The sequence below is a fragment of the Catenisphaera adipataccumulans genome (assembly GCF_014202755.1).
In the GTDB taxonomy this organism is placed as follows: Bacteria; Bacillota_I; Bacilli_A; order Erysipelotrichales; family Erysipelotrichaceae; genus Catenisphaera; species Catenisphaera adipataccumulans.
In genome coordinates, this window is record NZ_JACHHK010000010.1 from 40,168 (window position 1) to 59,540 (window position 19,373).

The following is a 19,373-nucleotide window of genomic DNA, read 5'->3' on the forward strand; positions in this document are numbered from 1 at the left end:
AAGGATGATTGCTCATCCTTAACTCAATCGTAAAATATCATTGTACGTAGCATAGACCATCAACATCATCAGCAGTACGAAGCTGACCACGATGACCGTTTCCACGATCTTGGGATTGATCTTGCGCCGAAAGATCCGCTCCAGCAGCACGATCAGAACACGTCCGCCGTCCAATGCCGGCAGCGGGAACGCGTTAAAGATACCGATGTTCAGCGAGATCATCGCAAACAGCGATAAATAAGTCCGCAGGCCCATCTGAGCAGATTTGCTGGTGACCTGATAAATACCGACCGGACCGGACAGCTGGTTGAGTCCTTCTCCCTGGATCAGCATACCAAAAGCTTTGAATATTGCTGTGGCTGATTCAGCAAAATCGCTGTTGCCGGCCAGGAAGCATTCCCACGCTGATGTATACCTTGCATAAGCAACTGCTTGATAACCAAGATAGTATCCGCTCGTTTCTTTATCATATGTCGGCTTTACGGTGACTTCAAACGTCTTTTTGTCCCGTTTGACGGTCAGCGTTACTTCTTTATGGTGATACTGCACGAATTCTGCAACATCGCTGTTGGTCTTTGGTTTCTCTGTTTCGCCATCAGCAGATAATTTAATGATGCGGTCTCCTTTTTTCAATCCGGCTTCCTTCACCGCCGAATTTTCCGTAAACTGGTAGACGACCGGCTGCGCCGGTTCCACGACATAGCCGCGGTTGATCGCCACCCCGATAAAAATCACCCAGGCCAGAACAACATTGACAAAGATGCCCGCCAACATCACCAGGATCTGCTTCCACCATTCCAAATTGTTCAGACGCCGATGCTCCGGAACATTCTTCAGCCAGTCGTCTTCCTCTTCATCCTGAGAGCCGTCCTCTTCACCGGCCATCATGACATATCCGCCCAGCGGCACAGCACGAATGGAAAAGTTCGTTTCCTTGCCTTTTTTCTGATACAGAAGCGGTCCCATGCCGATCGAAAATTCATGGCAATAGACGCCAAAATGACGAGCCACCAAGAAGTGACCGAGTTCGTGAACGATAATGATCACACTCAGCATGAAGATGAATGCGATGATGCCGATCAAAGTATCCAAATGAGCTCCTCCTTACAATGCAGACGATAATGATAATAGTATACCCAAAAACAGGATATTCATCAATAAAGAATCTACGCGATCCAAAATTCCGCCGTGTCCGGGCAGAAAGTTCGAAAAATCTTTTTTATGATAATATCGCTTGATCGCACTGAAGCTCAGATCACCCAATTCCGCAATGATCGGGCAGCCTATCCACAAAAGCACATTGACATATGTCGGCAAGGTTAGATACGGCATATACAGCAGACTGACCAAATAACTGATCAGTGCACCGGATACGATGCCGCCGAAGAAACCTTCCCAGCTTTTCTTCGGAGACAGCCGCGGATTCATCTTATGCTTGCCCCATTTACGGCCGACAAACCAGGCACCGGTATCGGAACCATAGTTGGCAAATGCGACCGTGATCAAATACAAATGATGATGTCCGGCTTCCAGCCAGCCCATCGTTGAATACAGCAGCGCAAAGATGTAGAAAAAAGTGATGCAGTAAAAGAAATCCGCAATACTAAATGTTTCCACAAAAATCGTCAAGATCCAGAAGAACATCGTCGGAATTGCAAAAGCAGCGAAACGATAGCTTTCCGGTACATAACGGCTGACGATCACACAAGCAATCAATACCGGCAGGATCCATCGCGGCCATTGTTTCTGGCTTGGCGTGGCATGGGTCCATTCCCAGGCACCGGTCAAAACGATAAAGAGGGAGAGGATCTCCAAAGGGATGCCGCCGAACCCTAGCGGGATCGCCACCACAGCAACAATGATCAATGCAGTAATTACTCGTTTTTTCATTTTGTCAACCCTCCGTAGCGACGGTCACGATGTGCGTATTCATCCAGACAGTCGTGCAGTGCCTGTTCATCAAATGCCGGCCAGGCAACCGGTGTAAAGATCAATTCCGCATAGGCAATCTGCCAAAGCAAAAAGTTAGAAATACGAAATTCTCCGCTGGTACGGATCATCAAATCGATTTCTTCCGGCACCATCAAATAATTAGATACATCGGCTTCTTCGATGGTATTTCCCCGGCGTCCGGATTGAACGTCCTGTGCGTAACGGCGCATTGCCAGGATCAGTTCACGGCGGGCACCATAATTGATCGCCAGGCATAGTTCCAGACCTGTATTGTCGGCAGTCTGAGCGACAGCCTTGTTGATGACGGTCTGCGTTGCCTGCGGGAAACGTTCCAGCTCACCGGCATATGTCACCCGAATATTGTTTTCCTGCAGTTCTTTGATGTATTTCGCAAAGAAAATGCCCGGCAGTTTGAAGAGATAATTCTTTTCCTCCTCCGGCCGTTTCCAGTTTTCTGTCGAAAATGCATAAAGAATCAATTTTTTGATGCCGATCCGATTGGCCTCCAGTGCCACGATCCGGATCGTTTCTGCCCCCTGCTTGTGTCCTGCGGTCCGCGGCAGTCCCTGCTGCTGTGCCCAGCGTCCGTTGCCGTCCATAATGATCGCAACCGTATTCGGAATTTTATTCATATAGCCAGTCCTTTCTGAAAAAAGCCCAATCGCTTGGGCTTATACGTTCAATATATCTTTCTTCTTCTCGTCCACTAACCGGCCGACTTCTTTTACATATTTATCGGTCAGTTTCTGAGAATCTTCCAATTCTCCCTTTTCCTCATCTTCGCGAAGTTCTTTATCTTTTTTAATTTGATCGTTGGTGTCGCGGCGGATGTTGCGAATGGCCACCTTGGCTTCTTCACCGAATTTATCCGCTTTCTTTGCCAGCTCTTTCCGACGTTCTTCGGTCAGCTGCGGAACATTGATGCGGATCTGATCGCCTTCATTCTGCGGATTCAGTCCGATGTTTGCGGCTGCGATCGCATGCGTCGCTTCCTTCACGATCGAACGATCGTAAGGACGAACCACCAACTGTGTTCCTTCCACGACCTTGATTTGTGCCATTTGATTGATTGGTGTCGGCGCACCATAATAATCCACCGCAATACCGTCCAAAAGACCGGCATTGGCATGCCCGGTATGCAGCGTGTGCAAATTGCTTTCTAAGTTTTCGATGGTTGACATCATGCGCATTTCTGCTTCATCTAAATAATCACTCATATTTTTACTCCTATTTCTTTTTTGTGATCAAAGTTCCGTCGACTTCCTGTTTCACCGCACGAACGATATTTCCGGCTTCGTTCATGTTGAAGACGATCAAGTCGATATCATTGTCCATACACATACTGATTGCGGTCGAGTCCATGACTTTCAGGCCCTGATTCAAGACATCCATATACCACAGCTTTTCATATCGTTTCGCTTCCGGATGTGTTTTCGGATCACAGTTATATACACCGTCGACCCCGTTCTTTGCCATTAAGATGACATCAGCACCGATCTCACTGGCGCGTAAAGCTGCCGTCGTGTCGGTACTGAAATACGGTGAACCGGTGCCCGCACCAAAAATGACAATACGTCCTTTTTCCAAGTGGCGGATGGCTCTGCGCAGAATAAACGGTTCCGCAACCTCCTGCATTTGAACTGCCGTCTGTACACGGGTATCGACGCCCTCATTTTCCAGCGCATTCTGCACTGCTAAGGCATTGATGACCGTACCCAGCATACCCATGTAGTCGCCCTGCGCCCGGTTCATTCCCATCTCCGAGAGCATCTTGCCGCGGACAAAATTACCGCCGCCGACCACAACAGCCAGTTCTACACCCAATTCATGAACTTCTTTCAGTTCCGAAGCCAGACGTTTTAAAATATTCGGATCAAACCCCTGGCCGGTAGAAGATAATGCTTCGCCGCTCAATTTCAGTAGAACGCGTTTATACATATGATTTTTCTCCTTTAATTTTCTATTCTGATTATACACGATTTCATACGTAAAAAAAACCCCGCAGGCAAGAACCGCGGGGTTCAAATCACTATCCTTTGATTTGAGACATTACTTCATCTGCGAAGTTTTCTTCTTTCTTTTCGATTCCCTCACCAACTTGGTAGCGGACAAAAGAAACAACTTCGGCTTTGTTTTCTTTCAAATATTTTGCGACGCTCTTCTTCGGCTCAAGGAAGAATTCCTGATCGGCCAGGCACATCGATTTGAAATGTTTCTTCACTTTTCCCTGCAGGATGCCTTTCAGAACCTTCTCCGGCTTTTCGGCCATCTTCGGATCTTCCTTCATCATCTGCATCTGTAAAGCGCGTTCATGTTCGACCGCACTTTCCGGAATATCGGCCTCTGTTGCATATAACGGTGCCATCGAAGCCACCTGCATTGCCATATTCTTTGCGATCGTCGGATCTTCATTGCCTTTCATGACAACCAATGCAGAAATGGTTCCGCCCATATGCATATAGCTTCCGAAATATTCACCGTCATTCAGTGTAACGATATCGAATCGGCGGAAAGAAATCTTTTCACCAATCGTTGCGGTGGCATCGACGATCAGATCATTGATCGTGCCTTCCGGTGTAGAAACGGCCAATGCTTCTTCCATCGTCTTCGGCTCATTGGCCAGCAGGGCTTTGCCGATGACATCAAATAAGCTCAGGAATTTTTCGTTCTTCGCAACGAAATCGGTTTCCGAGTTGATTTCGAAGATCACGGCTTTGTTTCCCTCGATTGCTACACGGGTCAAACCTTCGGCAGCGATACGGCCGGCTTTCTTTGCGGATTTGGCAATGCCTTTTTCGCGCAGCCAGTCAATGGCTTTCTCAATATCACCATCGGTCGCAACCAATGCTTTTTTGCAGTCCATCATACCGGCACCGGTTTTTTCACGTAATTCTTTTACTTGCGCAGCTGTAATCATAGTTTTATTCCTTTCTATCCATTACTGATCATTGTTCGACTCAGCAGGTTTTGCTTCTGCTTTCGCTGCTTCCGTCTTAGCAGCTTCACGTGCCTGCTGTTGCTTGAAACGGCGGTTGCGGCGCTCCATATTTCTTCTGCGGCGCTCTTCGTTTCTCTGACGGCGGCGGCGCTCATTCTCAGCGATCTGCTGTTCGACATTTTTGATGACATCTTCCATGTTGACGTCATCTTCGGTATCATCCAGATATGCCAGTTCACGTACACCGCCCTTGGCATCGACAATGGCATCCGCCATCAGCGTCGTCACCAATTTAATGGAACGAACGGCATCATCATTGCTGGCAATCGGATATGTCGCATCATCCGGATCGCAGTTTGTATCCAGCATCGCAAATACCGGAATACCCAGTTTCTTCGCTTCAGCTACCGCATTGTGCTCTTCTTTCGGATCGATGACAAACAATGCATCCGGCAGCTTTTTCATTTCTTTGATTCCGCCCAGGGAGTTTTCCAATTTGGCTTTTTCCTTGCGCAGATGAGCTTGTTCTTTCTTTGTGTATACTTCGATCTGTCCGCTGGCTTCCATTTCCTCGATCTCAACCAGTCGTCTTACACGTTTCTGGATCGTGCGGAAGTTCGTCAGCAGTCCGCCTAACCAACGCTTGTTGACATAGAAGGAACCGGAACGCAGTGCCTGTTCCTCGATCGTCTCGGCAGCCTGTTTTTTAGTTCCGACAAACAGAACCTTGCCGCCGCGTTCACTGATGGCGCGCAGCTCGTTGTAGGCTTCTTCAATTTCTTCCAATGTTTTGTTTAAATCAACGATATAAACACCGTTGCGGCTGGTGTAGATATACGGTTTCATCTTTGGGTTCCAACGACGTGTCTGATGACCAAAATGAACACCGTTCTCCAACAGCTTCTTCATAGATACGATTTTTTCTGACATGATAGTCCTTCCTTTCCGTTGCTCCTCCACCATTTCGAACGATCGCAACACAATGTGCACGGGCGATCGAATTCATGGTGTGTGAATTTTTCGCGCACTCGCGCTTGATAAGTATATCATAAGGAATTCTTTTGTGCAAATGGATGCGCCTTCTGATATTCCTCTTTCAATTTTCGATTGGAAACGTGGGTATATATCTGCGTCGTTGACAAGCTGGCGTGTCCCAGCAGCTCCTGTACGACACGGATATCGGCGCCATTATCCAGCAGGTGGGTCGCAAAGCTGTGCCTCAGCATATGGGGATGCACCTTCATATGAAAATTGATCGCATCGGCATGTTTCTGCATAAGATATTGTATACCGCGGCTGGTCATGCCCTGCCCTCTTTGATTCACGAACACATGATCACCTTTCGCATATTTTTCCCAATACCGCAGTTTGTATTCTTTGAGCTGCTCTTCAAAACCGCTGAAAAACGGCACCAGCCGTTCTTTATCGCCTTTACCTAAGATTCGAACGATCCGGTGATCCATATCGATATCGGCCCACTGCAGATTGACGGCTTCAGAAACCCGCAGCCCGCAGGCATACATCATTGTAAACAGGGTCTGATCACGCAGGGCGACAGGATCTTTCGTATCATACGTCTCAAGAAAATGGCGGACTTCATCCACGAACATAAACTCCGGTATCTTCCGCTGATTTTTTGGTGCCCGAACAGAAACTGTCGGATCGGCCGAAATGCCAAAATACGTATTTAAATAACGATAAAATGACCGATAGGTGCTCAATTTGCGGGCAATGGTCGCATTTTTTACATTTTCCGTGTTGCGCAGATTGGCAATGAACTGCAGCAGCAGCAGACGATCGATGTCTTCAAATCGGCTGATTCCCTGTGCCGCGGCAAAATCTTTCAGTTGATTGAGATCCCGCCGATAGGAATCCACGGTTTGTTCCGATTGAGAATGAGAACGATAGATGTACTGCAGAAACCGTTCAATTTGTTCATCCATCCAGTTCCTCCTTGATGGCATCGATTCGATCTAATGCTTGTTCCGCCATCTTCTGCTTGCGTTCATTCTTCCGACATTTTTCATTAAACTGCAGAATGCCGAAATTCGCATTCATCGGCTGAAAATGCTTCGGATCACAATGCGTGATGTAATAGGCTTGTGAGCCCATGATGCAAGTGCGTCCGAACACGATCGGTTCCTGTTCCGAAACCAGACGCGCCAGGTTGATGCCGGCAATCAGGCCCGATGCACATGATTCTACATATCCTTCGACGCCTGTCAGCTGCCCGGCAAAGAATAAATCATCCCGCAGTCTGGACTGATACGTTTCACGCAGCACCTGCGGACTGGAAATAAACGAATTGCGGTGCATGACGCCATAGCGAGCGAATTCAGCATGTTCCAGGCCGGGGATCATACGGAAGACCCGGCGTTGTTCCGGCCAAGTCAGATGGGTCTGGAACCCGACGATATTGTACATCGTTGCAGCCACGTTATCCTGCCGCAGCTGTACGACTGCGGTCGGATGTTCATCCGGGCTGCGCTGCAGACCGACTGGCTTCAAAGGCCCAAACAACATGGTCTTCCGGCCGCGCCGGGCCATTTCCTCGATCGGCATACAGCCTTCAAAATAGGTTTGTTCAAAATCGTGCATCCTCGCACATTCCGCATGCACCAAGGCGTCATAGAAAGCATCGAATTCTTCCTGGTTCATCGCACAGTTGATATAACTAGCCTCCCCACGGTCATAGCGTGATTTATAATACGCTTTTGAAAAATCAATGGACTCTTTTTCAATGATCGGTGCTGCCGCATCATAGAAATGAAATGTTTCCGTGTGCAGCGTGTCGATGATCGATTGTGTCAGTGCCTCACTGGTCAGCGGTCCGGTCGCGATCAAGCATGGACCATTTGGAATCTCAGTGACTTCTTCATGAGTGATCCGCACCAACGGATGGTTCTGAAGCACATCCGTGATGTACTGTGAAAAACCTGTACGGTCTACCGCCAGGGCACTGCCGGCCGGCACGGCATGGAGATCGGCGGATCTCATGATCAGCGAATCCAGCCGGCGCAGTTCTTCTTTTAATATGCCGACCGCATTGTTCAAAGAATTGCTGCGTAACGAATTGGAGCAGACCAATTCCGCAAATTGTTCCGTATGAAAAGCGGCCGGATACTGAACCGGCCGCATTTCGATCAGATGAACGGGGATATTTCGTTTGACGCACTGCCAGGCGGCTTCACTGCCTGCCAGACCAGCGCCGATAATAGTTACTTCAGGCTTCATCTTTTTTCTTTTCCTTTTTCGGTTCTTTCTTGATGTAGTGACATTTTGGATAATTCGAACATCCAATGAACATCTTCCCGTAACGCGAACGACGACGTACCAATTCATGCCCGCATACCGGACACATTTCTCCGGTCGGCTCCGCTTTCGGCTTTTCTTTTAACGGAACGATCGTCTTACATTCCGGATAGTTGGAACATGCCCAGAACATTCCGTATTTGCCGCGTTTGATGACCATCGGCGCACCGCACTTCGGGCAGAATTTTTCTTCCTTGGCTTCTTCTGGTTCATCGATGTTCTCGGTATATTTACACTTAGGAAAATTGATGCAGGAAATGAATTTACCATATTTCCCATTGCGGTACACCAGCTCGCCGCCGCATTTCGGGCATTTCTTGCCGACTTTCTCCAGCTCCTTTTTCGGCATTTTTTCATATGCCTGATCGACCAATGGCTGGAAATTGTCATAAAAGGATCGTAAATAGGCTACATTGTCTTTTTTGCCTTCGGCAATTTCATCCAATGTCTTTTCCATTTCCGCTGTATATTCGACATTGATCACGCTGGAGAAATACTGGCGCAGTTTTTCATCGGTCAAGATGCCTTGCTGGGTCGGAACAAAGACTTTTGTCTTACTGGTTTCCGAAGCTTTTTCCAACGTTGCATAACCGCGCTTCTGCAGCGTATCGATGATCGTCGCATACGTGCTCGGGCGGCCGATGGATTTTTCTTCCAGTTCCTTGATCAAACGTGCTTCGGTATAACGTGCCGGCGGTTCGGTAAAGTGCTGCTTGCCCTCGACATGAACATCTTTTAGGATGTCTCCTTTCTTTAGTTCCGGCAGCAGTTCATCTTTGGATTTTTCATATTTTCCATAGACTTTTGTATAACCATCGAATGTCATGGTCTGACCGGTCGCCTTAAACTGACAGCCGTCGTGTTCCATTGTGACGGAAGTCGCATCAAAAACAGCTTCTTTCATCAAACTTGCCAGTGTGCGTGCATAAATCAAAGAATACAAACGATATTCTTCCGGCTTTAAATACTGTCGAATGGATTCCGGCGTATAGTTGATATTTGTCGGTCGAATGGCTTCATGGGCATCCTGCGCATTGGCACTGTTTTTCTGATGAACTTTTCCATGATATTCCTTGCCATAGGTTTTATCAATATAATCCATGGCATCGTTGACAAAAAGATCAGACAGCCGTGTGGAATCGGTACGCATATAGGAAATCAAACCTTCCTGACGGCCGCCCAGATCAATACCTTCATACAGACGCTGCGCAACGCTCATGGTCCGGCGGGCACCGAAGCCTAATTTAATGCTGGCTTCCTGCTGCAAAGTCGAGGTTGTAAACGGCAGTTTCGGTTGTTTGGTTTTCTTCCGTTTGGTTACTGCAGTGACTTCAAAATCTCCCTGGCAGCGATCTACAATAGCATCTGCCTGTTCCTTATTGGAGATTTTTGGTTTTTTGCCATCCACTTTCGACAGCGTGGCCTCAAACTTCCGGCGATTTTTCGCTGCCTGCGCATGCACGGTCCAATACTCTTCCGGTTTGAACGCTTTGATTTCATTTTCCCGATCAACGATCAATCGTAACGCAACAGACTGAACGCGGCCGGCGGATTTGGAACGGATCTTATTCTGCAGCAATTTGCTTAATTTAAAGCCGATGATGCGGTCCAACATCCGGCGGGTTTCCTGCGATTTGACCAGATTCATGTCAATTTTACGCGGCTCATCCAAAGCAGCCAGCACAGTCGGTTTGGTGATTTCATGGAATACGATGCGATTATTTTCGTCGGTATTCAAACCCAGGACCCGGGCCAGATGCCAGGCAATGGCTTCTCCTTCCCGGTCAGGGTCGCTTGCCAGATAGACATCTTTGGCTTTTTTCGTCAACTCTTTTAGTTCTTTGACAGTTTCCCGTTTATCACGGCTGATGGAATATTTCGGTTCGAAATTGTTTTCGATATCGATTCCCAGTCTTTCTTTTCCTGAGGTAGATAAATCACAGATATGACCTTTACTGGAAACAACTTTGTAGTCGCTTCCTAAATATTTTTCAATCGTCTTCGCTTTGGAAGGCGACTCCACGATCACTAAATGTTTCTTCATAAAGTTCCTCCGATGTTCACGATACATAAAACTATAAAAAAAACGTTTTGTCAATTATTATATCTCATCAAGATCTTCCATTCCGCAAAGGATATTTGCTCCCTGGCTGATCAGTAGGTTGCACCCTGGATACGCTGAATCATTGAAAGACGTCGGCAGACAATAGACCGGAACGGATAAATCGATGCACTCCTTCACCGTCAGCATCGTACCGCTTTTATAAGTTGCCTGAATGACGATCAAGGCGTTTGAAAACGCGGCAATCAAACGATTTCGCCATGGAAAGTGAAAGGCTTTCGGCGGCGAGCCCATCGGGTACTCACTGATGATCAAATGATGGGTACGCATTGTTTCATACAATATCTTATTTTCCTTCGGATAGATACGGTCGATCCCGCAGCCAAGAATACCGATGGTCGATGTATCCAAGGCAGCCTGGTGCGATGCGGCATCGATGCCTTTTGCCAGACCGGACACAATGGTATAACGATGCTTTACACGATTGACGACCTGTACCGTTTGTTTCAGTCCTTCCATCGAGCACTGACGGGAGCCGACGATCCCGATACATGGCGTGCCGGCCAGTTCCCAATGCCCCTGATAAAATAAGATCCAGGGCGGATAACGCAGCCGGCGCAGACAATCAGGATATGCCGGATCCACAATGGTCACATATTCATAAGGATATACGATCGGTTCATAAGGCTCTTCATCGCGGATGGCTTTGCCGATCTGCTGCCAGCTGCCGTCGTATTGGACCGCATACCATAAGATCGCACTTCGTAATGCATTCATATTCCGATATACGGAAAAAATAAAAAAGAGACAAAAGACTTGTCTCAAAATAAGCGCGGTTCCAGCTGTTCTTTGACCGGCGCATAACTACGGCGATGGCACGGCAGTACGCCGAACCGCCGCAGCGCTTCCTTGTGCTGCTTGGTCGGATAGCCTTTGTGTTTCGCAAATCCGTACTGCGGATACAAAGCATCCAAGTGATACATATAATGATCCCGGCTGACTTTTGCCAAAATACTGGCAGCAGCGATCGAAATGGATTTATGATCTCCCTTGATGATCGATTCCACATGTTTATGCAGACCATCAAGCGGCATCGCATCCGTCAGCACGATATCGGCCGGCGCTGCTTTCGCAATCTGGAACATTGCTTCCTGATCGGCCCGGTAAATGTTTTTCCTATCAATGGTCTGCTCATCGACGAATTCGATATCATACCATACGGCATCTTGTTTGATGACCGCAAACAGCCGTTCTCTTTTCTTTTCGCTCAGACGTTTGGAATCATCCAATTCCGGGTTGGTATAACCATCCGGAAAGACGACCCCGGCAACGACCAGCGGGCCTGCCATTGGTCCGCGGCCGGCTTCATCTAAACCGACAATGGTTCTATGAAATTTGTTTTCCAACGGATTTTCAATCATTTGGCATCTCCCATGTAAAGGTTCCGCAGCGACAATCGCGGATATCTTTGATAAAAGCTTTCATCAAGCGGTCATCATCAATTTCACCTTTTTTCAGATAACCACGTTTACGGGCAATTTCCTGCAGCGTGTCATACGGCTGCTCATGAATGGGTACTTGATAATAGTCTTCAAATACTTCCGGATGATTTTGGCCCAGCCAGCTGCAGGCATACAAAGCCAGATCATCCATCGGCACGATTGTATCATTGATGCTGCCGATCAATGCTAATTTCAATCCGATCGTTTGATCCTCAAACTTCGGCCATAACACACCTGGCGTGTCCAGCAGTTCGATGTCTTTTCCTAAACGGATCCACTGCAGGCTTTTGGTTACCCCTGGTTTATTGGCCGTCTGGGCAGCCTTGCGGCCGGCAAGCGCATTGATCAATGTGCTCTTTCCGACATTCGGGATCCCGCAGACCATCGCACGCAAAGGCCGCGGACGGATGCCGCGCCGTTTTTGCTTTTCGATCAGCGGAGCGCACAATTGGCGGCTGGCTTTGACGATGTCATTTTTATATCGTCCGGCAGTCAGATCCAATGCCAGAGCTGCCACCCCTTCCGTCTGAAAATAATTGATCCATTCGGCCGTTTTCTCAGCCTCAGCCATGTCTTTTTTGGACAGAACGATCAGCCGCGGTTTGTTTTTGACCAGTTCATCCAGCATCGGGTTCTTACTGGAAAAAGGGATGCGGGCATCCCGTATTTCGATCACAAAGTCGACCATTTTTAGGCTTTGTTCCATTTGGCGTTTGGCCTTGGTCATATGACCTGGATACCACTGAATGGACCGGGCCATTATTTCATCCCCATATTACTGAGCGGCAAAAGCACAAAAACACCTTCGCCGAAAATCTGACTTTTCTTGATCGGTCCGACATCCGCATAGCGGGAGTCCTTTGAATAAGGACGATTATCACCCATGACAAAGTATTCATCATCATCCAGAGTGACTTCATCGAAATCCATATTAAAATAGCCAAACTGATCAATCATTTCCTGACGATAAGATTCATTGATATAATCCGATTCATCCAGTGCTTTCCCGTCAATATAAATCGTTTCATTTTTACACGAGATCGTTTCCCCCGGCAAGCCGATCACTCGTTTGACCCAATGTTCGGTTTCGCCGGTATCTTCGTTTTTCATCGTAATGACGACGATCTCCCCGCGTTTGACTTCCGAATTCGTCAGTACGGTAAAACGGTTCGTAAAACCATATTCTCCGTTCAGCAGCGTCGGTTTCATACTGCGGCCGACGACGGTGACCGGATAGGCGATGAAATTGATAAATACCATGATGATAATGGCACAGATCACAAATACTTTGACAAAATCCAGAATATCCTCGCCTAACGTCCGTTCATCGTCTTCGTTGTAATCGAGTTCAGATTTCTTTTTCTGTTCTTTGCTCATAATCTATTTCCTCTCAATTGAAAAAAAGCCGAGGTAAGTCGGCTTCTTAGCGAATTTCTTTGATACGTGCTGATTTTCCAGAACGGTTGCGTAAGTAAGTCAACTTGTTACGACGAACTTTACCGTTGCGAACAACTTCAATGTGGTCAATGGCCGGTGAATGCAGCGGGAATTTACGCTCCACACCAATTCCACTGGACATTTTACGAACTGTAAACGTTTCAGAAATACCGCCGCCGCTGCGTTCGATCACAACACCTTCGAACACCTGGATACGGCTCTTGTTACCTTCTTTGATACGAACATGAACTCGTACCGTGCTGCCGGTACGGAATTCCGGAATATCGCTTTTTAACTGCGATTTAGTAATTTCATTCACCAACTGTAAATTCATACGTTTTTCCTCCTTGTCACACATGCGATTTACTTGTTCATTCGCACATTGTGCCAGCGGAACAATCGCTTAAATATGTTACCATATCAGTTTTTGTTTTTCAATATATCATCCACAATTTTTTGATCCGAAGCCGATAATTCCTTGTTTTCCAACAAGTCAGGACGGTGCCGTGCCGTATTGATCAGTGCCTGCTCATGACGCCATGCGGCAATTTTCGCATGATGTCCGCTCAGCAGTACTTCCGGTACCCGTTTACCGTCATAAACTTCCGGACGAGTATACTGCGGATACTCCAGCAGACCGCTGCTGAATGAATCATCCGCACTGGAATCCGCTTTGATGACCCCCGGTACCAGCCGAAGGATCGCATCACACATCACTGCACAAGCCGGTTCCCCGCCGGTGAGCACAAAATCCCCCAGAGAAATCTGAACATCCGCATAGTCGCGGATCCGTTCATCAAAGCCTTCATAGTGTCCGCAGATGAAGATCAAATGAGAACGAAGCGCCAGTTTTTCAGCCATCTGCTGATTGAATGTCTTTCCTTGCGGACTGAGCAGGATCACCGTGCTGTCTTCGGTGCGGATCGATGCCAGCGCATCCAGGATCGGCTGACACATCAGCAGCATTCCGGCGCCGCCGCCGTACGGCGTATCATCTACATGCCCGTGTTTTTCCTTCGTAAATGTGCGGAAATCAATGGTTTCAAACGAAAACAAATCTTTTTCATATGCACGTTTGATGATGCTCGTCCCGATCAATGACTGAAAATAGTCCGGGAATAATGTCAATACCGATATCTTCATCGCAGTCCCTCTATTTCCCGGATGTGGATCGTCTTGGCTTCCGGATCGACAGCAAGAATAAAGGCCGGCACATACGGACATAAAAAAGTTCCTTTGCCGCTGCTGATCCGCAGCACCGCATTCGCACCCGTCTCCAGAATATCGGTCACTTCCCCTAGTTCTTCATTCTGTTCGTTGTATACCGTGCAATGCATCAGCTGATAATAGTAATAGTGACCGTCTTCGGGTTCCGGCAAATCTTCTTCACGGATGTACAGATCCATCGGCTTGATGGCTTCTGCCTGTTCGATGGTACGGATCTCTTCAAACTGGCAGTAGCCAAATCCTTTTTGGATGCGGAATGATACAACCGTCAGCGGCCGTTGGTTTTCCGTATAAAGCGTCTGCCCGGATGCAAAACGCTCGGCCGGCGAATCGGTCGTCAACTGAATTTTACAGACTCCTTTGAGCCCGTGCGTATTGATTATGGTTCCTACTTTCTGCATAGACACCTCTTAAAAAAAGCAGGATGTGAACTCACATCCTAATATGCTTCAAATTTTACCGAAACGCGTTTTTTCTCATCCCGTGCTGCAACAGACATCATCTGACGCAGACTGGCCGCCATCGAGCCGTTGCGTCCGATCAAACGGGCGACATCTTCGCTGGCTGCATACACATACAACAAAATTTCATTGTCGTTGGTAGATGTCATCGTTTTTACCGATAAAGACTTATCATCTTCGACCAGCGGACAGCACAGATCATACAACGTTTTTTCTAAATCAACCATGATTACTTCGCAAATTTAGAATCATGAAATTCTTTCATGATGCCTTGTTTTGATAAAATAGAACGAACGGTATCCGATGGCTGTGCACCGTTCTGCAGCCATTTCATCGCTTTTTCTTTATCTAACTTGACTTGGTCCTTTTCTAACAATGGGTTGTATGTACCGATTTCCTCGATGATGCGGCCGTCACGCGGACTGCGGGAATCAGCAGCGACGATCCGATAAAACGGATGTCCTTTTTTACCCATTCTCTTTAAACGTAATTTAACCATTGTTTATACCTTCCTTTTCTAAGACAGTCACAACTCTATCATAGATAAAAAAAGGTGTCAAGTATTTTTACTTGACACTTTTATCTTTTCTTCTTTTTCCGTTTTTTCTTTTGTTTCTTGCTTCCGGCATGACGGCTGGTTCCGGCTAAGCCCCCGCCGCGCTGCATATTCTGGAACGCGCCCATGTTCGGCATTCTGCCGCCGCTCATCATTTTTGTCATCGACTGCATCTGTTCCAACTGTTTGATCAATTTATTGACATCTGCCACTTTGACGCCGGACCCTTTTGCGATCCGGTTCTTGCGGGATGCCTTCAAGACTTTCGGATGATCACGTTCATACGGTGTCATCGATTGTATGATCGCTTCGTTGCGTTTCATCTCCGAATTCAGCTTATCATCATCGACATTTTTGACCATCTTATTCAGGCCGGGGATCATCTTCATCATATTCTGGATCGAACCCATTTTCTTGATCTGGCCGTACTGTGACAGCAGATCATTGAATGTGAAGACACCAGCCATCATTCGTTCGGCAGTCTTCTGTTCGACTTCCATATCCAGTTTGTCCTGTGCTTGCTCTACCAAAGTCATGACATCGCCCATGCCCAGGATCCGGTCCGCCATACGGTCGGGATGGAAGGCTTCCAGATCATCCATTTTTTCACCATTGGACACAAATAGGACCGGTACATTCGTGATGCTGCGCACAGAAAGCAAGCCGCCGCCGCGGGCGTCACCATCTAACTTCGTGACGATCAATCCGGTTATTCCCAGTTTTTCATTGAAATCCCTGGCTACAGTGATAATATCCTGACCGCTCATCGCATCGACGGTCAGCACAATATTATCCGGCTGGATCGACGCTTTCATATCGGATAATTCCTGCATCAAAGCTTCATCAATATGCAGACGGCCGGCGGTATCGAAGATAACTAAATCTTTCTGCCGATCCTGCGCATATTTCATCGCTTCTTCAGCTGTCGTCACCGCATCTACATCGGCGCCCATCGTAAAGACATCGACATCAATGTCCTGCCCCAATGTCTGCAGCTGCTGAATAGCAGCCGGACGGACCACATCGCAGGCGACCAGCAGGACCCGCCGTTTCATTTTCTTCGTGCAATATTTTGCGATCTTTGCCGAAGCGGTTGTTTTACCGGTTCCTTGAAGGCCGACCATCATCAATGTAGTAATGCCTTGTTTCTTAAAGTTCAGCTGCGCATCTTCTGATCCGAGCAGTTCCTGAATTTCATCATGAACGATCTTCACGACCATCTGGCCTGGATTCAAAGATTCCATGACTTCCTGGCCCATGGCCTTTTCTTTTACATCGGCGATGAAATTCTTGACAACTTCATAGTTGACATCGGCTTCCAGCAGCGACATGCGGACTTCCTTCAGCATGTCGTTCATATTCTTTTCGGTCAGTTTACCTTGACCGGTAATATTTTTTAATGCTTTATTTAAGCGGTCGCTTAATGATTCAAATGCCATAGTTTCACTCCTCAAACATGTCTAGAGTACCATAATTGTATCAAATTGTCATTTGCGTTTCGTCTTTATTTTTAATGCCTCCTGCAAAAGCTGATAAGCAATTTTTCGGCTGACAGGCACATACTGCCAGCGAATGGGTGAAGGTCTGAATTCAGATCCTTGGCTTGCCGATGGACGAAATACCAGCAGGCTCATTAAATAAAGATCGGCATTGCAGTACTGGCGGTCAAACTGAAAGTCATCATCCGGAAAAAGTTTTTTCAATGCCCGCTCTTGATAGCGGAAGGACTCGCGCATCTCCGAAACACGGTCGTAATCCATATGATTGGTCAATGACCCAGATCGGCCGACCCGGTAATGGTAACCATATTCATGCAGACAGCCGACACGTTCAGCGTTCAGGAGCACACGGTAGCTTGTGTAAGCATCCTCAAAAGAGTCTTTCTGTTCGGGAAAACGGATACCATCAAAACATTCTTTTTTATACAATTTTCCCCATAAATAATTATCAATTCCTTGTTCTTGGACCAATGCCCGGACGGCTTCCTTTCCCGTCAGGATCGGCCAGCGGCTGCATCTTGAACGAAGATGAAGATATTTGCCTTCCCGGATGTAACCGAACGTCACAATGTCACAGCTGCGTTTTTCCATCATCGCCATGCAGTCGGCTAATATATGGGGCTCAAGATAATCATCCCCGTCGACAAACATCAAATAGTTTCCGGCAGCCTTATCAAGTGCCATATTCCGGGCAAAAGAAACGCCGTGGTTTTCGATCGAAAAAAGATGAATGCGCTCATCATGAATCGTTTGAATAACAGATAAAGTATCATCGGTCGAGCCGTCATTGATCACGATCAATTCAAGATCCGTTTCAGTCTGGGAAAGGACCGATCGGATGGCTTTTTCAACATAATTTCCGACATTGTACACGGGCATGAGGACACTTGTTTTCGGATTCATCTGTCCGTAAACCTCTGATCCAGATCATGGATCAAATCTGAAAATATTTCCCAGTTCTCATCATCCGGATCATCAAACGAGTCGGCATAAGTCTTAAAAAAGTTCTCTGCTTCTTCAAAGCGTCCAGTCTGCAGATAACTGCAGTAAATGTAGAAAGCAGCATGCCCGTCGGGCAGTGCTTTTTCTTTCAAGGCGATGACTTCATCCAGATGGCCGGCATAATATTGAAAGAGCAGAAGGATCGCATAATACTGCGGCATACTATGATCGATCGTTTTCATATATTCCAGTCCTTCCTCCGGCATCCGGAAAGTCATATAATAGGAAATATGGAAAGCAATCGATTCAGGTGTTTCTGGATCTGTTTCGATTTTCATCAGCTGATTGGCAAGACGCTTATTTTCATGTTCCGTCGCAAATTCACAAAGCTTTGAATAAATATCTAAATTCGCTTTAGCAGAATGAAGATATTCTTTTAAGTATTGGTATTGTTCACTTTTATTCAATCCAAGATTCTCAAGCAGTATCAGTTTAGCGGTCAATACATCCTTTTCATCCATATCCACGTTTTCAGCATCCAGCGCCGCCCGATAACAACGATTGGCCTTTTCGGATTCACGTTTGGCTGCGTAAGCATTTCCTAATAACGAATACGTCCAGATGTTCGGGGCGGAATTTTTCAATTGTTCCATTCGGTCAATCGCTTCGTCGTATTGATCATTTTCCATGAAAAAATCATACTCATATTGAAGATGATCAGCATTATCTGCTTCTAGATGATGATCAAGAAGCGAATGCAGTCCTTCCAGACTTCCCATCTGATTCATGGTCTCGGCCGCTTCGTCCAGTAAATTGCTATCCAGCGCAACTGCTTTATCAATATACTCAATGCCCAGCTGATCTTTATCCAGCATCATATAGGCAGTACCGCACATCAGATAGGCCATCGGATAATCTGCTTCCAGCAGGACATCTTCAAAATAACTCGCAGCGTTTTGATAATCATTTAATTTCATATAACAGAAACCAATGATATAACGAATGCGAAGCATTTCTGCATCATCGTCATCAATGTCACATTGTAGATAGCTTTCCAACGCTTCTTCAAAACGTCCCATTCCGATCAGAGCATCTCCGGTTCTTTCATGGATATAGGTATTTTGAAAACCCAGTTCTTTGGCATGATGCATAAGGTCTAAAACGTCATGAAATCTTTCTTCATACATGTAGCAGTCCGATAATGACATAAAATAGAAAAAGTCCGGGCCATATTCCCGGTAATATTGTTCAATCAAGTTTAATGCTTGTTCCCACTCATCCTGGTCTAACGCATCAATAATCGTATCTCTTAATTCTTCTTGATTCATATTACTCATTGTACACGAAAGAGAGTGAAAAAAAAAGCACGCCAACTTGCGTACCTTAAGAAAAGAAAAACCCGGCAACGTGCTATGTTCGCAGGGGCAGGCCCAACTATTTTCGCCGCGGGAGTGCTTAACTTCTGTGTTCGGGATGGGAACAGG

Annotated in this window: 22 protein-coding genes and 1 rRNA gene; all 23 read right to left on the minus strand. The window is 46.8% G+C overall.

What is annotated here, in order from left to right:
• Positions 1–18: 18 nt before the first annotated feature.
• The gene (rseP, locus tag HNQ47_RS09705) at positions 19–1,092 is read right to left on the minus strand and encodes an RIP metalloprotease RseP (protein WP_183329207.1); all 1,074 of its coding nucleotides are present in this window, start codon (positions 1,090–1,092) and stop codon (positions 19–21) included.
• Between the two features lie 12 nt (positions 1,093–1,104).
• Positions 1,105–1,890 carry a phosphatidate cytidylyltransferase gene (locus HNQ47_RS09710; protein ID WP_183329208.1) on the minus strand — a complete coding sequence of 262 codons (786 nt, stop codon included), beginning with the start codon at positions 1,888–1,890 and terminating at the stop codon, positions 1,105–1,107.
• Complete coding sequence (gene uppS / locus HNQ47_RS09715) at positions 1,887–2,585, minus strand: undecaprenyl pyrophosphate synthase (protein WP_183329209.1); 699 nt, start codon at positions 2,583–2,585, stop codon at positions 1,887–1,889. Before uppS ends, HNQ47_RS09710 begins: the two co-directional genes overlap by 4 nt.
• A gap of 39 nt (positions 2,586–2,624) precedes the next feature.
• Positions 2,625–3,170 carry a ribosome recycling factor gene (gene frr / locus HNQ47_RS09720; protein WP_183329210.1) on the minus strand — a complete coding sequence of 182 codons (546 nt, stop codon included), beginning with the start codon at positions 3,168–3,170 and terminating at the stop codon, positions 2,625–2,627.
• 10 nt (positions 3,171–3,180) lie between these two features.
• Positions 3,181–3,891, minus strand: coding sequence for a UMP kinase (gene pyrH / locus HNQ47_RS09725; protein WP_183329211.1), 711 nt, complete (start codon positions 3,889–3,891; stop codon positions 3,181–3,183).
• 91 nt (positions 3,892–3,982) lie between these two features.
• Positions 3,983–4,870: a translation elongation factor Ts gene (gene tsf, locus HNQ47_RS09730; protein WP_183329212.1), complete on the minus strand. Its 888-nt coding sequence runs from the start codon at positions 4,868–4,870 to the stop codon at positions 3,983–3,985.
• A gap of 21 nt (positions 4,871–4,891) precedes the next feature.
• Positions 4,892–5,821, minus strand: coding sequence for a 30S ribosomal protein S2 (gene rpsB / locus HNQ47_RS09735; protein ID WP_246346139.1), 930 nt, complete (start codon positions 5,819–5,821; stop codon positions 4,892–4,894).
• A gap of 116 nt (positions 5,822–5,937) precedes the next feature.
• Positions 5,938–6,834, minus strand: coding sequence for a site-specific tyrosine recombinase/integron integrase (gene xerA / locus HNQ47_RS09740; RefSeq protein ID WP_183329214.1), 897 nt, complete (start codon positions 6,832–6,834; stop codon positions 5,938–5,940).
• Complete coding sequence (gene trmFO, locus HNQ47_RS09745) at positions 6,827–8,125, minus strand: methylenetetrahydrofolate--tRNA-(uracil(54)-C(5))-methyltransferase (FADH(2)-oxidizing) TrmFO (RefSeq protein ID WP_183329215.1); 1,299 nt, start codon at positions 8,123–8,125, stop codon at positions 6,827–6,829. The genes xerA and trmFO overlap by 8 nt, the downstream gene beginning before the upstream one ends.
• On the minus strand, positions 8,115–10,247 hold the full coding sequence (topA, locus tag HNQ47_RS09750) for a type I DNA topoisomerase (RefSeq protein WP_183329216.1): 2,133 nt from the start codon (positions 10,245–10,247) through the stop codon (positions 8,115–8,117). Before topA ends, trmFO begins: the two co-directional genes overlap by 11 nt.
• Before the next feature lie 57 nt (positions 10,248–10,304).
• Positions 10,305–11,042, minus strand: a complete 738-nt coding sequence (locus tag HNQ47_RS09755) for a DNA-processing protein DprA (RefSeq protein WP_183329217.1) — start codon at positions 11,040–11,042, stop codon at positions 10,305–10,307.
• A gap of 44 nt (positions 11,043–11,086) precedes the next feature.
• Positions 11,087–11,686, minus strand: a complete 600-nt coding sequence (locus HNQ47_RS09760) for a ribonuclease HII (protein WP_183329218.1) — start codon at positions 11,684–11,686, stop codon at positions 11,087–11,089.
• Positions 11,679–12,527, minus strand: a complete 849-nt coding sequence (gene ylqF, locus HNQ47_RS09765) for a ribosome biogenesis GTPase YlqF (protein ID WP_183329219.1) — start codon at positions 12,525–12,527, stop codon at positions 11,679–11,681. Before ylqF ends, HNQ47_RS09760 begins: the two co-directional genes overlap by 8 nt.
• Positions 12,527–13,144 (minus strand): signal peptidase I, encoded by a 618-nt coding sequence (lepB, locus tag HNQ47_RS09770; RefSeq protein ID WP_183329220.1) that lies wholly within the window; start codon positions 13,142–13,144, stop codon positions 12,527–12,529. Before lepB ends, ylqF begins: the two co-directional genes overlap by 1 nt.
• 46 nt (positions 13,145–13,190) lie before the next feature.
• Complete coding sequence (gene rplS, locus HNQ47_RS09775; RefSeq protein WP_183329221.1) at positions 13,191–13,538, minus strand: 50S ribosomal protein L19; 348 nt, start codon at positions 13,536–13,538, stop codon at positions 13,191–13,193.
• An 86-nt stretch (positions 13,539–13,624) separates the two neighbouring features.
• The gene (gene trmD, locus HNQ47_RS09780) at positions 13,625–14,347 is read right to left on the minus strand and encodes a tRNA (guanosine(37)-N1)-methyltransferase TrmD (RefSeq protein WP_183329222.1); all 723 of its coding nucleotides are present in this window, start codon (positions 14,345–14,347) and stop codon (positions 13,625–13,627) included.
• On the minus strand, positions 14,344–14,832 hold the full coding sequence (rimM, locus tag HNQ47_RS09785; RefSeq protein WP_183329223.1) for a ribosome maturation factor RimM: 489 nt from the start codon (positions 14,830–14,832) through the stop codon (positions 14,344–14,346). The genes trmD and rimM overlap by 4 nt, the downstream gene beginning before the upstream one ends.
• Positions 14,833–14,870: 38 nt before the next feature.
• Positions 14,871–15,119, minus strand: a complete 249-nt coding sequence (locus tag HNQ47_RS09790; RefSeq protein WP_183329224.1) for a KH domain-containing protein — start codon at positions 15,117–15,119, stop codon at positions 14,871–14,873.
• Positions 15,120–15,121: 2 nt separating this feature from the next.
• On the minus strand, positions 15,122–15,391 hold the full coding sequence (rpsP, locus tag HNQ47_RS09795; protein WP_183329225.1) for a 30S ribosomal protein S16: 270 nt from the start codon (positions 15,389–15,391) through the stop codon (positions 15,122–15,124).
• Positions 15,392–15,471: 80 nt separating this feature from the next.
• Positions 15,472–16,887 carry a signal recognition particle protein gene (gene ffh / locus HNQ47_RS09800; RefSeq protein ID WP_183329226.1) on the minus strand — a complete coding sequence of 472 codons (1,416 nt, stop codon included), beginning with the start codon at positions 16,885–16,887 and terminating at the stop codon, positions 15,472–15,474.
• A 48-nt stretch (positions 16,888–16,935) separates the two neighbouring features.
• Complete coding sequence (locus HNQ47_RS09805; protein ID WP_183329227.1) at positions 16,936–17,850, minus strand: glycosyltransferase family 2 protein; 915 nt, start codon at positions 17,848–17,850, stop codon at positions 16,936–16,938.
• Entirely contained in the window at positions 17,847–19,217 is a 1,371-nt protein-coding gene (locus tag HNQ47_RS09810; RefSeq protein WP_183329228.1) for a tetratricopeptide repeat protein, read from the minus strand. Before HNQ47_RS09810 ends, HNQ47_RS09805 begins: the two co-directional genes overlap by 4 nt.
• Positions 19,218–19,286: 69 nt before the next feature.
• Positions 19,287–19,373, minus strand: a 5S ribosomal RNA gene (gene rrf / locus HNQ47_RS10175); the annotation flags it as partial.